A 16,454-nucleotide genomic window follows, 5' to 3' on the forward strand; every position below is an offset into this window, starting at 1 on the left:
CCTAATCAGTGGGGCCGGAGACAGCAACCTTCGCGGCACGAACAACGCGCTCACCAAGAATGTAGCCCGGCTCAACGACATCAGCGATCGTGTTTTCGGTCGCCTCAGGATCGTTCAAATGAACAACAGCCTCGTGGAACGCAGGATCAAAGACTTCGCCCTTTTCGCCGATCTTGCGCAACCCGAACCGCTCAAAACTTGAGTTGATCTTCTGCGCAACAAGAGCGATGGGGGTGCCTTCGACAATGTCGCCGTGCTTGTCGGCACGATCGAGATCATCGAGGGCAGGCAGCAACGACCGGATGACGTCGGCGATCACGGCTTCGCGGTTCGCGACTCGATCCCGCTCAACGCGAGTTCGGAAGTTCACCAGCTCAGCCTGAGCGCGCAACATCTGATCGCGCATCTCAGCGACGAGGTCCCGACTAGCTTCCTCAAGAAGACGCTTGTCTTCTTCACTCAACTCATCGGGGGCCTTCGTGGCGCCCGCAGCAGGCTCCTCGTCAGAGGAAGGCTGCCCCTCGGCTGCCGCAGATTGCTCTGCAGCAGCCGAGTCGGCCGCACTCACGTCGCCGATTTCCGGATCAACACGACTGTCGTCGTGAGTCACCGGATCCTGGTTGTCGTCGTGGTCCTTGTTTTTGTCAGGCATCTACTTCTTGTCCGTGTCAGCTTCGTCTTCGTCAACAACTTCAGCGTCGACGATGTCTTCGTCAGAGCTTTCATCAGCGGTAGCGGTGTCGCCCTCTGCAGCGGCCTCAGGGTTTTCTTCCTGGTGCTTGTAGATTGCTTCGCCCAGCTTCTGCTGGCTCTCGGTGAGCTTGTCGAACGCGGTCTTGACCTCTGCTTCGTCGTCGCCGGCGAGCGCAGTGTTGAGCGCGTCGACGTCAGCCTGAACCTCGGTCTTCACATCTTCCGGCAGCTTCTCAGCGTTGTCGGTGATGAGCTTTCCGGTGGAGTACGCGAGCTGCTCAGCGTTGTTGCGAACCTCGGCTGCCTCACGGCGAGCCTTGTCTTCTGCAGCGTGCTCTTCGCCCTCGCGAACCATGCGCTCGATGTCTTCCTTCGACAGGCTTGAACCGCCCGTGATGACCATCGACTGCTCCTTGCCGGTGCCCTTGTCCTTAGCGGACACGTGCACGATGCCGTTGGCGTCGATGTCGAAAGTAACCTCAACCTGCGGGATTCCACGAGGTGCCGGCGCGATGCCGGTGAGCTCGAACGTTCCGAGGTTCTTGTTGTCGCGAGTGAACTCACGCTCACCCTGGAAGACCTGAATCGACACGGAAGGCTGGTTGTCATCCGCCGTGGTGAAGGTCTCGCTGCGCTTGGTCGGGATGGCGGTGTTGCGGTCGATGAGCTTGGTCATCATTCCGCCCTTGGTCTCGATACCGAGGCTCAACGGGGTGACGTCGATGAGCAGAACGTCCTTGCGCTCGCCCTTCAATACGCCAGCCTGAAGTGCAGCACCAACGGCTACGACCTCATCGGGGTTTACGCCCTTGTTCGGTTCCTTGCCACCGGTGAGCTTCTTGACGAGCTCAACGACGGCGGGCATACGAGTCGATCCACCCACGAGTACAACGTGTGCAACGTCGCTCAGCTTGACGCCGGCTTCCTTGATGACATCGTTGAAGGGCTTCTTGACGCGCTCGAGGAGGTCTGCGGTCAGTTCTTCGAACTTGGCGCGCGAGAGAGTCTCGTCGAGGTTGGCCGGGCCGTTCTCGGTGAGCGAGAGGTACGGAAGCTGAATGCTTGCCGTCATCTGCGACGAGAGTTCTTTCTTGGCCTGCTCGGCAGCTTCCTTGAGGCGCTGCTTCGCGATCTTGTCGCCAGAAACGTCAACACCGGTCGAGTCCTTGAAGCGCTGGATCAGGTAGTCAACGACGCGGGCGTCCCAGTCGTCACCACCGAGGCGGTTGTCACCCGAGGTCGACTTGACCTGGATGGTGGAGAAGTCGTCGTCTTTGCCCACTTCGAGCAGCGAAACGTCGAACGTTCCACCACCGAGGTCGAATACCAAGATGAGTTCGTCTTCTTTACCCTTGTCGAGGCCGTACGCGAGTGCTGCAGCGGTGGGCTCGTTGATGATGCGCAGAACGTTGAGGCCCGCGATCTCACCGGCTTCCTTCGTTGCCTGACGCTCAGCGTCGTTGAAGTAAGCAGGAACGGTGATTACTGCGTCAGTGACGTCTTCACCCAGGTACTGTTCGGCATCGCGCTTGAGCTTGGCAAGCGTGCGAGCGGAGATTTCCTGCGGGGTGTACTTCTTGTCGTCGATAGCAACGGTCCAGTCAGTACCAATGTGGCGCTTGACGGATGCGATGGTGCGGTCGACGTTAGTGACGGCCTGGCGCTTAGCGGTTTCACCAACGAGGACTTCGCCATCCTTGGTGAATGCGACGACGGAAGGCGTAGTGCGCATTCCTTCGGCGTTTGCAATGACGGTGGGTTCTCCACCTTCGAGGACGGCAACTACCGAGTTGGTGGTTCCGAGGTCAATACCTACTGCTCGAGCCATGTGCTCTTACTCCTTAAGTCTCGTGAAGCACGAACTTGAGTCGCGCTGTATCAAGTTTGCTCCTGCGCGCGTCGAGAGTCAAGCCGCGTAGCTGAAAGTTGAGTGGGAGTGACTCAAGTACTGGGTCGGACCGCCCGAAACGCCTGCAGCCCGGGCCCCCAGTCGTCGCCTGTGGCAATTCACAGCCAGTGACCCCCAAAGTGGGGTAAAAATGATATTTCCCCATTCTGCGAAGATCAGCAACCCGGAGGCGATTCGTGCGCAGTGCTCAGCGAAATAACGCTGACTTGATCCGTGAACAATCAACACAACTCGGCCACCCCCGATGGCCTTCACCCCAGTGTGATTCGGAGATTGCCTACGCGCTGAACATTGTCGATGCCCAATCCGGAGGCGTCATTTGGGCGGCAGATAGTGGCATGGGAAAGGCCGAGTTTCTCCATCGATTGGCTGCAGAACTCAGCACCACGCCTGCGGTCGATTCGCCCCACGTCATTCGTTTCAACGCCAGCTCACTCCCCTCCGCCACTACAGACATCACCCGCAACCATCACCAGATCGTTGATTCCGTTGACTCGGACACGCTCGTTGTGATGCTGGTCGACAACATCGATCTTGTCGACGCGAATACCCGGGAAGTCATCCTCGAGTTGGCCGCTGGACAGTCACCTCGAGTCGTGCTTTTTGCCACCGCCCAAGAGAGCTCCATCGCCGCGCTCGACTATCGCCCGCTCGAAATCCGCACCCTCCCACCCGTGACCACAGCGCAAACCCTCGACTTGCTGGTGCACGGGCACCAGCGCGAAACATCTCCTCAAGTCGCCGCGATCTTGAACCGCTCGCTGTGCGGCAACCCCGGCATGATTGTCGAAACGGCTCTTCAATTGCGGCCAGAACAACTCGCCGGCAATGCTGAGCTTCCTGACCCCTTGCCACCAACGCCACTCGTAGAAGAGGTTGTCGGCGCTTCCGTTGCCGCTCTCGACTCCACGGGGCGCCAGATTCTGCTTCTGGCGGCACTCAGCGTCACTGACCAGACTCGACTTCTGTGCACGGCAGCCCATATCGATGTCGACACCTTCATCCGCAGCGATGTCTGCTCACTCCTTACGCTGAACTCGGGACGATTCGAAATCTCAGATCCCAGAGTTCGGGCTTACGTTTCTGCGCATGCGAGCGTGTCCGAGCGAACTGAAGCCCATCACCGCCTCGCGGATGCTCTCGCGAATGAGGCTGGCGACGAGTTTTCGGTGTGGCATCGTTCTGTCGCCGCCGTCGAGGGCCATGCCGCACTGACGAAAGATCTCGTCACCCTATCGAAGCGAATATTCCTTCGCGGCGACGCGGTGTGGGCCCACGAAATTGCTCGCGAAGCTGCCAGCCACGCCCCGGCGCACCTCACGCAGTCCGTCGAGTTCCTTGCTGGACTAACGGCTCTCCACTCTGGATTCGTCGACGACGCCGTTGACTGGCTCAACGGCGTCATGCGCTGTGACGATACGGGGTGGGCGGCAAAAGCCCTCGCTCCCTTCATCGTTTCTGTCACTTACGCCCGCGGCTACGTGCCCATCGATGAAGTACTGAAATTTGTAGAGCAGCTTCAGCAGCAACGACCAACCGCCACCGACTCCACCGACGAGCGACTCCGATCGGATGTGGTTGCCGGACTCATCCTGGCCGCGGGGCTGTCGGCAGAACGCGGCAATCACACCGCGGCGCGACAACTTCTCGAGCGCGGCGAAGAACTCGGCAAAGGCATCCGCGAGAGCGTCTGGCTTGTCGCTGTCGCCCGCCAGTGGTGCGCCGCATTCGGCTTGGACCCCCAAGAAGATCGCAACATCGGCACAGCACCACTCGCACTCGATGGCTACGCAGTGCTCGCCGGTGCTTTGGGGTTCGCCGGCAATGGAGAGTGGGCAGCCTCGAGCAACCTGCTTTCTAGCTCGCTTCTCGCTTTCGCCCCCGCTCGCCGGCAGGCCGGACGCGCCGGAGCCCTTGCCTACGCCGCCACGCCTCTTCTCGAAGCCCACCTCCGGGTGGCACTCGCCCTTTCCGAAGCATCGCTCGGCCACGTCGTTCGCGCGAAAACACTGCTCGAGGATGCCGCCTATGACCTGCCGGTGCGGCTACCGTTTGCCGGTCTCGGCGTAGCGGCGCTCGGTCGCTACAGCACCCTCGTTGATGGCACTGCCTCCACCGCCGGCACAGCGCTCTCGCAGCTCTTGTCTCATGTCGATCCCTCAGCGCTCCACCGGGAAAACCTTGTGAACGAGGCCATAGTCGCGTCGTCTGCGAACGAGGTCTGTGAAGCTGCAGCCCTCATGAATCTGGTCTGCAGCAACCGTGCAGGCAGTCAGCTCAGCGCCTTCGAACTTCCCGCTCCCGACGAGCCACAGCTCTGGCTCGCAGCGGGCAACCCCGCCGCCGCTCGCGAAGCGCTCACGCGCCAGCCGATCGACACTGCCACTCAGAGAGCAACGAATATTCGAGGGCTACTTGCCATCGCCACGTGTGACGACCTGCCGCACCTTCTCGTGCAGGCCAGACGAATCAGCCACGAGCAAGCATCCAGTTTCGAACAGGCGCGAATCGAATGGGAGATTGCGACCGCCTATCTCCGTCTCGGCGACGAGCACCGCGCCCGCGTGCACCGCCTCACCGCGGCCGATCTTGCGCTACCCTCCGGGGCGATGTCGTCGATCCATGCGCTCCAGCGGGACCACACCTCGCTCTATCCTGCTGTCGATCTTCTTCCGGCCAGACACCGCGCAGAACACGCAACGACCCGTCAGCCGCAACGGCACATCACCGCTGTGCCACCGCCCACGACGCTCAGTCGCGACGAACCGCATCCCGAGTGGATGAACACCCTGACTCATCGGGAGCAACAGATCGCTGCCCTCGTGGTCGAAGGGTTGACCAACCGTGAGGCGGCGCACGAGCTTCACTTGTCTGTGCGAACCATCGAAACCCATCTAGGTCGAATCTTCGCCAAAGTGGGCGTTCGTTCACGAACGCAGCTTGGCCATTTGTCGCGGCAAAACCCCCGCCGTCGCGCTGGCAGCGCCACTACGTAGTACTACGGGAAACTACGCACGCGACGCTCAGACAGTGTGGATTCTGCTGACGCTATCCCTCCTCATGATTGTTACGTTTCGATAACACTCATTCATCAGGAAGGCACATTTTCCATGACTCATCAGAGATCATCTCGACGCTTCGCCGGCATCGCCCTCGCCGCTGCGAGCGCGGTGTTCGCCAGCGCGCTTATTGCCCCCGCCGCCACTGCGGCACCGCAGACGGGCGCATTCGCCGCCGCCGCGGCCGCGGCCGACGAAACCCCGACAGCCCTCAACGGCTACCGCAACGTCGGCTACTTCCCCCAATGGGGCGTTTACTCGAGCGACTTCAAACTGAAGCAACTGCAAGATTCCGGAGCCGCGGCCGGGCTCACCCACATCAACTACGCCTTCGGCAACATCCACAACGAAAGCCTCGAATGCTTTATCGGGCAGCAAGCCCAAGGCTCAGGCTCCACCGGATCTGACGGTGCCGGGGATGCGTGGGCCGACTTCGGAATGGGCTACACCGCAGCAAACTCAGTCTCTGGCGTTGCCGACACGTGGGACCAGCCGCTGGCCGGTTCATTCAACCAGCTCAAGCAGCTGAAAGAAGAGAACCCCAACATTCAGCCGATCATCTCGATCGGTGGGTGGACCTGGTCGAAGAACTTCTCGGCAGCAGCGGCAACCGCTGACTCTCGCGAGAACCTCGTGTCTTCCTGCATTGACCTCTACATCAAAGGCAACCTTCCCGTCATTGACGGCCGAGGTGGCGACGGGGCCGCAGCAGGAGTGTTCGATGGCATCGACATCGACTGGGAATGGCCAGGGTCGAACAATGGCCTCGAAGGAAACACCGTTGACACTGTCAACGACCGCAACAACTTCCGTCTGCTCCTCAAGGAATTCCGTACGCAGCTCGATGCCTACGGCGAAACAACCGGCAAGCACTACACCTTGAGCGCGTTCCTTCCCGCAAACGCTTCAGACATCGAGTCTGGAGGCTGGAATGATCCCGAACTGTTCGACTACCTCGACTTTGGAAACGTGCAAGGGTACGACTTCACCGGGGCGTGGACCTCTGGTCAAACTGGGCATCAAGGCAACTTGTATCCCGACCCCAAGAACCCCAGTGGCACAGGCGGCTACAGCGTCTCATCAGCGGTCGAACAGTACACGGATGCCGGAATTGCGCCATCGCAGCTCGGCATCGGGCTCGCAATGTATGGCCGCGGTTGGCAAGGAGCTTCGTCGAGTGAACCGTGGGGACCCGCATCCGGTGCCGCCAGTGGAGTTTCCGAGGCAGGAAACAACAACTACGACGTCATCAAAGACCTCGGAACCGGATACTTCGACCCGGTAGCCGGAGCGTCGTGGCGCTACGACGGCAACCAGTGGTGGTCGTATGACGACGCCAAGTCGGTTGCAGCCAAAACGGACTACATCATCGAGACGGGCCTCGGCGGTGCCATGTGGTGGGACCTCTCCGGCAACAAGGACGGCTCACTCGCGAAAACGCTCACGGACGGTCTCAACGCAGCAACCACCGGACCAGTAACCCAACCCGGACCGGTCACGCCGACCGATCCCACGGACCCAACCGAACCGACGGATCCCACAGATCCGACCGAGCCAACGAATCCGACTGACCCCACAGATCCCAGCGCCGCAGCATGGTCGAGTGTCGCCATCTACGTCAAGGGTGACACCGTCAGCTACGGCGGCTCAGTCTGGACCGCAAGCTGGTGGACGCTGGGCGACGTGCCCGGTGCTGACCAGTGGGGACCGTGGCGCCAGTAATGACAACTACAACGAAAACTGGTGAGGTGCAGCTTGCACGCAACAACCGTCGCTCTCGATTGGCGACCTACGGTCTGGTAGCCGCTGTTGCGTGCACGGCGCTCGTGGGTGCGGCACCCGCCTCCGCGAGCGCCCCCGCTCCCGCGTCGGGCTGGGATGTCGTTTTTCTAGACGACTTCACCAGCCCGGCCGGGTCGGGACTCAACACTGACGACTGGCTCTATGACATCGGACACGGCTATCCGGGTGGCGCCAACAACTGGGGCACCGGCGAGATTGCCTACATGACCGACAGCACCGAGAACGTCTATCAGGATGGTGAAGGAAACCTTGCGATTAAGCCGATCCGGGATGCCGCAGGCAACTGGACCTCTGGTCGCATCGAAACCCAACGCACCGACTTTGAACCTCCGGCCGACGGAGTGCTGAGAGTCGAAGCCTCCATCATGCAGCCGAGCGTTTCGGGCGCCCAAGCGCAAGGCTATTGGCCAGCGTTCTGGATGCTCGGTGAAGGAGCTCGGGGCACAGCCGCGCACGGTTGGCCCGGAATCGGCGAAATCGACATCCTCGAAGCGGTAAACGGCAGCGAAAGCAGCCATGGTGCTTTGCACTGTGGAACGCTGCCCGGTGGCCCGTGTAACGAGCCAGGCGGATTGGCAAGCGGCACCTACAACCTGCCAGGAGCAACATCCGGTTTCCATACCTACGCTATGGAATGGGATCGCTCGGGTGACGTAGAAGAGATCCGGTGGTACGCCGACGGTGAGAACTACTTCACGATCAATGAAAACGCTGTCGACGCTACGACGTGGGCGAACGCGACGGATCATGGCTACTTTGTGATCCTGAATGTCGCTATGGGTGGCGTGTGGCCGGGCAGCCCGACAGCGGCCACGACCTCGGGCGCACCGATGCTCGTTGACTATGTCGGCGTTTACTCTCGCAGTGGCTCTGCGGGCGGCGACGGCGGCACTGGCGGTGACAGCGCTGAAGGCACCATCACCGGCATCGGCGGAAAGTGTGTCGATGTGGCTGGTTCCAACACGAACAATGGCACCCAAGTGCAGCTCTACACCTGCAATGGAACGGATGCCCAAAGTTGGGATATCCGTTCTGACGGCACCGTTCGTGCGTTCGACAAGTGCCTTGACGTGGAGGCAGCTAACACCACTAACGGCACCAGAGTTCAGCTGTTTGAGTGCAACGGAACAGCCGCTCAACAGTGGTATCTCAACTCGGCGAGCGGCGACATCGTCAGCGCTCTCTCGGGCACCTGCCTTGATGCGCGCGGCGTGAGTTCAGCAAATCGAACGCCTCTGCAAATCTGGGAGTGCGGTGGTGGGGTCAATCAAAAGTGGAACTGGTAACCAGCGACGCTGAGAAATAGAAAGAGCGGTGAGGGGAAAGATGTGAACTCTTTCCCCTCACCGCGTCAACTCTCTGGTGCTGCTAATTACTCGCTATTTGCGGCTGCTTTTCTCCGCCGCGCACCCGACGTGCAGGCAAGAGAAGGAACAGTCCGCTGAGCAACAGCAGTCCCGCGAGCAAGCCTCCCAGCGCAATGCTCGATCCCGTGAAGGCGAGCATCAGCGTCGTGAGACCCTGGATGACCGAGCGTGTGCCAAAGGCAGGCAGCTCGACCGTTGAAGTTGTTCCCGTCGATGGGCGGTAGTCGGCCGAGACCGAATCCAAGTCGACAGTTGCCGTGTAGGTTCCGGCGGGCAACGAGGTGAGTTCCCACGCACCGTTCTCATCCGTAACGACCGTGATCGTGATCGGACCATTCGGGCCATCCCAGACCACGTTGACCGTGGCGTTCAGGATGCCCTTGTCTCCGCTGTCACGAACTCCGTTGCCGTTCGGGTCGTCGAACACAACACCGTTGAGCGTTGCGCTGCCGACCACGATGAAGTCAACGTCGAGGCGAGTTTCGCCCGCAATGAGTTCGGTCGTCGTTTCGAAGAGCACGTCACCGTCAAGGTCAGCGCTGGGCACGAAGCCCTCGGTCAGCGTCGTGGGATCGTAGGAGACCTTCACTTCGCCAGCCGGCAGTCCCTCGACGAGGTAGTTGCCGTTCTCGTCGGTCGTTGTCGTGACGATGAGGTCGTCGTCAGTGCCAAACTCGCCGTCGGTGCCGGGGCTTGTGACAGTCATCACGATTCCGGGAAGACCAGGCTCATTCTCGCCCTGAATCCCATCGTTGTTGACGTCGAGCCAGAGCAGGTCGCCAACACCCGCGTCGCCGCGGTAGCCGAAGTCCTGATCAAGGTTCGCTTCTGCGCCAAGCAAGGTGAGCTTGGAGGTGTCATCGAAACCAGCATCCGGATCTGCCGTAGCAGTGAGGCCAGCAGGCAATTCGCTCAGGGCGACCGTGAAGAGTCCCGAGGGGAGATCTTCGAACAGGTAGTTGCCTTCGCTGTCGGTGCGCTGCGTGTTCACGACATCGTCCTCAGTCTCAAGGATGCCATCGAGGCCAGCCCAGGTGAGAGTCACGAGAACCTGAGCAATGCCAGATTCGCTGTCGTCAACAATGCCATCACCGTTCTGGTCAAGCCAGACGGTGTCACCGATCGTGCCCGTTCCGACATAACCGAAGTCGATGTTGTCGAGATCGGTGTCGGCCGGCAGCGCAATCGCAGTGGTCGAGTTCGGGCCAACACCAGAAGCCTTCGTGTTCTCGGTGGGCTGGTTGGGGCCAGCATCCGCATCGAACGTCGGCGTCACTCCGGCAGGCAGAGTCTCGGTGTCGACCGTTGCGGTGTAGTTGCCTTCAGGCAGTCCGCCGAAGAAGTACTTGCCGGTGGAGTCGGTGGTGTCGGTGAAGGTCACGTCATCGCCGTTGCCAGCAACACCATCCGGGCCGAACCAGACGAGGGTGACAACAGCATCGGGCAGGCCGGGCTCGCCGTCATCCTGGACACCATCCTGGTTAAGGTCGAGCCAAACGGTGTCTGAGATGCTGGAATCGCCGACGTAGCCGAAGTCCTGGTTGAGATCAGAGCCGACCAGGGTGACACGAGAAACCTGATCAGGTGACGTCGTTCCGCTGTCGTTGTCGAAGGTCGGGGCGAAGCCTGCAGGCACACCGCTCACTACCTCGACAATGAAGTTACCGTCAGGGATCTCAGTGATCGCCCAGTTGCCGTTCTCGTCAGTTTCTGCCGTGAAGATGAGGTCATCGCCGTCGTCGTCTGTATCGAGAACCCCGTCGGCGCCGAGGAAGGTGACGCGGATGCCCACACCAGGGATCCCCGGCTCATCAGCGGTCTTCTCGCCATCCTTGTTTACGTCCCACCACACGAGGTCTCCGATGACGGAGGTCACGTCGTAGCCGAAGTCAATGGTGTCAATGCTCAGGCCAGGAGCCAGCGACACGGGAGTCACCGAGTCGTTGTTGCCGTCGCGGTCGTAGCTTGCGACCGCGGCTTCGGGCAGGCCGTCCGTGACAGCTACCGAGTAGTCTCCGGGCAGCAGGTTCGGGAAGAGGTACTTACCGTCAGCGTCGGTCTTCGTGACGAATACAGCATCGTCGTCACCGCCGAGCTCTCCGTCAGCACCAAGCCAGGTCAACTCAACGGTTGCGCCGACGATGCCGGGCTCACCTGAGTCTTGGTCGCCGTCGCCATCGCGGTCAAGCCACACGAAGTCGCCGATCGAACCGGTTCCGGCGTAGCCGAAGTCCTGGTCTTCGTTGTCTTCGCCAGCTCCCAAAATAACGTTCGAGGTCGCATCTGCTCCACCAATGGGGTCGGAAACAAGTTCGAACCCTGTCGGCGCTCCGCTGACCGTAACCGTGTACGGGCCTGCAGGAAGCAGGGCTACCGTGTAGCCGCCAGCGGCATCCGTCGTGGTTGTGTACGTGATGTTGTCGTCGGTCGTAGCGAGATCGCCATCGAGGCCACCAGAGACAACCGTGACAGTTACGCCGGGTAGGCCGGGCTCGTTGGAGTCTTGAACGCCATCCTTGTCCTGGTCGAACCAGACGAAGTCACCGATCGAACCGGTGCCGGTGTAGCCGAAGTCAACGTCGCGCTTCTCGGCGTCGCTGGCAAGAGGTCCTTGCCAGATGCCGTTCGGGGTGTCAGCCCCTCCGTCGAGGTCGTAACTTGCGGTCATGCCAGCTGGCAGGGTGGCAGCGTCAACGGTCACGCGGTAGTTGCCACCAGGAAGATCGGAAACAAGGTAGTCACCGTTACTGTCGGTCACTGCCGAGTAGGTTTCGTTGTCGTCCGTTGTCGCAAAGTCGCCATCCGCACCCGCATAGAGCACGGTGACCTTTACGTCAGCGATCCCGGGCTCATCAACGACACCGGCTTCTGCGTCATTTTGGGTGCCGTCGTTGTTGATGTCGAACCAGATGCGATCTCCGATGGAGGCGACATCGAGCGTGACAGTGACGGTGTCATCTTCGACGTCGGTGTAGGTCTTGAAGTCCGCAGGAACAGTTCGGTCATCTTCAGGAACACCGAAGTACTCTGTGACGTCAGCCGTGTTGACGACAGTCGGGTTCGCAATAACGGTTGCACTGTTGAGGGGCATCGTCACGGTGTACGTGATCGTGACCGAGCCGCCAGTGGGGATCTCGGCAATGGTCCACTCAAGGCTTCCCGCGGAAGTTCCGTTGTCGGTGCTTGCCACGACTCCATCGATAGCGTCTGACTTGTAGTCAGTGACGCGAACGTCAGGAGTGTCAGTAACCACTACGTCGTAGGCGGGCGAGGTGCCGTTCTTGTTGGAAACCACGACCGTGTAGGTGAGAGTCTCACCTGGCTTGGCGCGACGCGCATCGGTTTCGCCAGCCGGGCTCGCAACGACCTTGCTGATCGTCAGCGCAGGCTCGGTCACCTTCACGTCTGCGGTTGACGGGGTGCCTGCAGTGTCGTAGAAGCTGTTGGGAGGCACAGCTGCTGAGCCGGTGTAGGTCTTGTCCGTGTAGTTCCACCGCGGGGTGGCAGTGTTGCTCAGGGTGTCTTCGTCCTCTGCTGCGGTAGTGACAACGCCGGAGTACTTGATGGTGACGACACGGTCTGCTGTAGCGGCGTCAACGTTGCCGAGGTCGAATCCGATTCTGCGATCGCCTGCCGCCGGCGTTCCCCCCATTGCCGCACTGGGCAACTCGGAAATTCCGGTGCAGTCGCTGCCAGCTTCATCGCACTCGATGCTCGTGAATGACCCGAAGCGAACATCCGCTGGCATCTGATCGATGATCGTTGTTTGGTAGGCGATAACGTCCTTAGGAATCGTTACAACGAGCGTGTAATCGATCACTTCACCGATCGTGCGGCTCGAGGGCGTCGCAGTCTTCGCGACGCCGATCGAGGGCGCCCGCAGCGTTACGGTGCTCGAGGCTTGGTAACCAGTCTTGCCGGACGTCGACGTGCGTTCACCGGTGGCCGCACCGTCAAGCGAAGTAGTGGTCACAACCACCGTGTTGGAGATCGCTGAATTACTCACTAAGGGGTCGATAACCTTGGCGTCGTATTTGAGCGAGACAGTCTCGCCTCGTTGAATATCGTTCAGCGTGAAGATGATCTCGCGATCTGACTCGTGCCAGATTCCATATGCTCCGACGGGGTCACCGTCTTCAAGAGGATCGCCCAGAGCATCGACGAGTTCAACGGAATCGGGGACTTTGTCTACGGCAACAGTCTCGTGCGCTGTCGACACATTTCCGCCGTTGCCGTTGCTCACTGCAACCGTGTAGGTCACCGGCTGGCCTGGCTCGACAATGCCGTCGCTGTCATCGCTTGTTTTCTTCACGGCGATGCGGGGTTCGACGATGAGCGTGCTGATCTCGTTGCTTGTAATCGGAGATGCTTGAGCGCCGTTGGCATGTTCCCAAGCGAAGGTAGCGGAGTTCTTGACAGTGTTTCCGAGTGACGGACCAGCAGCGTCAAGAACACGTGCCGTGATCGTGAGAACGACGGTGTCGGCACCGCTATCGGGCAAGTTCTCGTAGGGCGTTGGCAGCGCGACAGTAACCGATTGGTTCGCGCCAACCACTGCATCACCGCTGGCTCCTACTGAGCTGTTGCTCAGGATGTAGGTCGGCGTACCGACAAGCAGCAAGCGTGAGTTCACTACATCAGTGACAACCGCTTGATTGTAAACACTGGAACCCTGCGGAATCGTCGTGGTCACCGTGTACGTGACAAGTTCACCGATCGTTGCTTCAGCGACCTTGTTGTCGTCGTCAATGACCGAAGTGACCGCGCTTTTGACGATCGTCGGGCTAGCAATCTTTACTATCGCCTCGTCTATCGCCTCGACGCTGTTGGCCAGCGGTTCAACTGTCGGATCGATGTTATCGACGGGGTAGTAGTTGGTGGGTGTTCCCGTGTTGGCGTCACCCTGATACACGCGAACGCCTGCGGTGTTCTTGAAGCTGTAGCCAGCCGAAGAATTCGCCGGGATTGTCACGTCATAGGTGAGGGTTTTGGTCTCATCTTTGGCGAGCGAGTCAAGCTTCCACGTGATGATTCCGGAGTCACAAGAACCGTCACCGAGTGACGTTGCGACGACGTCAGCACAGTCCAACACATCGGGAAGAGTGTCCCAGACTTCGACGTTCGTGGCGTCTTGGCCGCCATCGTTAGTCACGAGGATTTCGTAGGTGACTACTTCGGTCGCTTGAACAGTGACGTTCTTGCTCGGCGAACCGGAGACATCCTCGCCGTCAACCTGGGTGATGCCCTTGGAAAGCGCCAGGATGGGCTTCTCGACGAGAGTGTCCGCGCTGTCACGCAGCTGGAAGACATCGCCGGCCGTGTTCTTGTACGTCATTTTCATGAGGTTCGACGTGATGTCGCCATCGGAGATGACCGCAGGATCAGTGATCTCGGCGGTGACGAGAACCTGGAACGTTGTTCCCTTGTCAACGTTTCCGATATTCCACGTGAGCAGTCGAGACGGGTCGCCAGCAACTACCGGCACGAAGGTCGATTCAACGTTGTTGAGCGTGGTCTCGGCGTAGTCGATGAAGGTGAAACCGGCCGGCAGGAAGTCATTCACGACGTTGTCGAGGGTGTCGAGTTGGCTCGGGAACGTGACGGTCAGCTCATAGCAGACCCAATCGCCGGGGTGGAAGGCGCCAGCGGCCACGTCATCTTTGAAATCGAGTGTGCTGATCGTGTCGCACGTGTCGTCCATCGCGGCTACCGGCTCAGCGACCCGCTTGGTGAGGGTAATGCCCTCGGCCTGTTGGCTGGCACTTGAGGTGTCGAGAATCTCGATCTCTGAAGTCGTGGCGTCATTGTCGGTGATGATGGTGGTGGAGGTCGTGAGGTCTACGGTGTTCGTCCACGAGTCGTTCGAGCTGACGGGACGCTCCACATCGCCGGCGCCTGTGAGGCGGTAGGAGGCGAGCGTCGAGGTGTAGACCTCAATTTTTCCTACTTCGGATGCTTTCTCAAACGCTGCTGCATCCCACGACACGGTGATCGTTCCGTCGTCGTTGTAGGTGGGCCCGGAGATCGGATCGGGACTGCTGCCTTCGAATTCGAGTCCGTCGGGAATCGTGTCAGTGATCACGATGGTTCCCGTGGAAAGCGCATATTCCGACGATTGGTAGTCGAGAGTCCAGATACTCTCGGCGCCCTGAGTGATGGCATCCACGTTGACAGTCTTTTGAATGGCGACATCTTCTGCCGTGACGGTGGCCGTGGCATCGTCGCTATAGCTCTCACCATCGCCGGAATAGGTGCCACTCGTTACGGCGTAGTTGGTAAGCACTTGCTCGTCATGAGTGAGGTCACCCGTGTTGTTGTCGAGGTTCGCGGTCGCTTCGCCATCGAACGCAACATTTTCCCGCAGCGGGATCGCAGCGGCATAGGCAATGGTCACTACTTCGCCGGCCGCGAGCTCGCGATCGATAGTCCACACAACCTTTGTGTAGACGGCCTCGGCGAGCGGGCCAGCTCCATCAGGGTCAACCACAACGGTGCTCGTGGTCGGGACCAAGCCGTCACAATCAACCGCACTGGGGAAATTAACGATGCGACCAGACCCGGCGTATTCCTCAGTGTCGGCTGCGCTGTTATCGGCGGCCTCACACCCGAGGAACTCTAGGCCCGCTGGTAGGTAGTCGGTGATGGTGAAGTCGGAGCTGGGGTTCACACCGTTGTTGGTGATGGTGAGTTCGTACACCGTCTGGTGATCGTGCACACCGCGCAGCAGTTCAGATTCCGTGGTGGTTAGCTCGGCTTTGTCGAGTACGAAGGGAACGAGCGTGGTACTTGATTCTGCGGCTCCGCCGACATCACGTGAGTCTTCGATGACGTCACCGGTGTTGGCGTCGAACTTCACCAGCGTGCGCTCGTTGGTGTTGGCCAACGCTTCCGCCGTACCCGTGAAGACGTCGCCGACGCTGTACGTGCCCGTCGTCGGGTAGGTGAACGAATAGGTCAGAGAAACGACGGCGCCAGACGAGAGGTCAGCAACGTTGTTCCAGATGAGCTTGGTGCTGCCGTCAGACAGTAGAATCTGCTGCGGTGCGCCGTAGCTGGAGTTGGTGACGAGCGTTGCTCCCGCGGGCAGGATGTCGGTGAACGTGAGGTTGTAGGCGTTAGTTCCCGAGGTTTGCTGTGCCGTGAGCGTCACGGAGACATCGTCTCCGAACAATGTTGATGCGCTCACCTGGCGGTCGAGGTCAACGGCGATGTCTGCCTCGGCGGCAGTTGCGACTGCGGCAGGCACCGTAATTCCGGCGGCTAAGAGGGCAGCAACAAGCAATGAGCGCAGCAAAAACTTCACGGGTAAGACCTTCGGGATTGACCTTGGGCCTGCAAAAATCTCGGGAGCAGGCCGAAGCTAATTCGGGTGGTGTCGGGTTGGGCCGCTCAAGACGAACGCGATGTCGGGTGGTTCGTCGGGTAGACCGTACTCAACCCTAATTGGCCACGAGTCCCCCCAATAGCCCACATAGAGGGGTACACAGACGCGTCTACGTCACCCGTTTTGTCGGCACAAGTGTGGACTACGGGTGCCCACCGCGAAAAACCCTCTCAACGCAGAAAAGCGCGGTGAGTGCGAACAGGACTTGTAGTCCCGCGCACTCACCGCGCCTCTTCGTG

General features: G+C 60.0%; 6 protein-coding genes. 3 read left to right on the forward strand and 3 right to left on the reverse strand.

Annotated elements, in window-relative coordinates; genetic code table 11:
* Position 1: 1 nt before the first annotated feature.
* Positions 2-652 carry a nucleotide exchange factor GrpE gene (locus I6E56_RS08230; RefSeq protein ID WP_231606283.1) on the reverse strand — a complete coding sequence of 217 codons (651 nt, stop codon included), beginning with the start codon at positions 650-652 and terminating at the stop codon, positions 2-4.
* Positions 653-2,521 carry a molecular chaperone DnaK gene (gene dnaK, locus I6E56_RS08235; protein ID WP_197137256.1) on the reverse strand — a complete coding sequence of 623 codons (1,869 nt, stop codon included), beginning with the start codon at positions 2,519-2,521 and terminating at the stop codon, positions 653-655. It lies immediately after the preceding gene.
* Positions 2,522-2,940: 419 nt separating this feature from the next.
* Here dnaK and I6E56_RS08240 point away from each other — a divergent pair, with 419 nt between their 5' ends.
* The 3 genes from I6E56_RS08240 to I6E56_RS08250 all read left to right on the forward strand — a co-directional run bounded on the left by I6E56_RS08240 (position 2,941) and on the right by I6E56_RS08250 (position 8,750).
* Positions 2,941-5,598: a LuxR family transcriptional regulator gene (locus tag I6E56_RS08240; protein ID WP_197137258.1), complete on the forward strand. Its 2,658-nt coding sequence runs from the start codon at positions 2,941-2,943 to the stop codon at positions 5,596-5,598.
* A gap of 114 nt (positions 5,599-5,712) precedes the next feature.
* The gene (locus tag I6E56_RS08245) at positions 5,713-7,383 is read left to right on the forward strand and encodes a glycosyl hydrolase family 18 protein (RefSeq protein ID WP_197137260.1); all 1,671 of its coding nucleotides are present in this window, start codon (positions 5,713-5,715) and stop codon (positions 7,381-7,383) included.
* Entirely contained in the window at positions 7,383-8,750 is a 1,368-nt protein-coding gene (locus I6E56_RS08250; protein WP_197137261.1) for a glycoside hydrolase family 16 protein, read from the forward strand. The genes I6E56_RS08245 and I6E56_RS08250 overlap by 1 nt, the downstream gene beginning before the upstream one ends.
* A gap of 82 nt (positions 8,751-8,832) precedes the next feature.
* On the opposite strand, the gene I6E56_RS08255 is transcribed toward I6E56_RS08250, so the two are convergent.
* Entirely contained in the window at positions 8,833-16,134 is a 7,302-nt protein-coding gene (locus tag I6E56_RS08255; protein WP_197137262.1) for an SdrD B-like domain-containing protein, read from the reverse strand.
* Positions 16,135-16,454 lie beyond the last annotated feature (320 nt).

This window comes from Salinibacterium sp. NK8237, assembly GCF_015864955.1.
GTDB lineage: Bacteria > Actinomycetota > Actinomycetes > Actinomycetales > Microbacteriaceae > Rhodoglobus.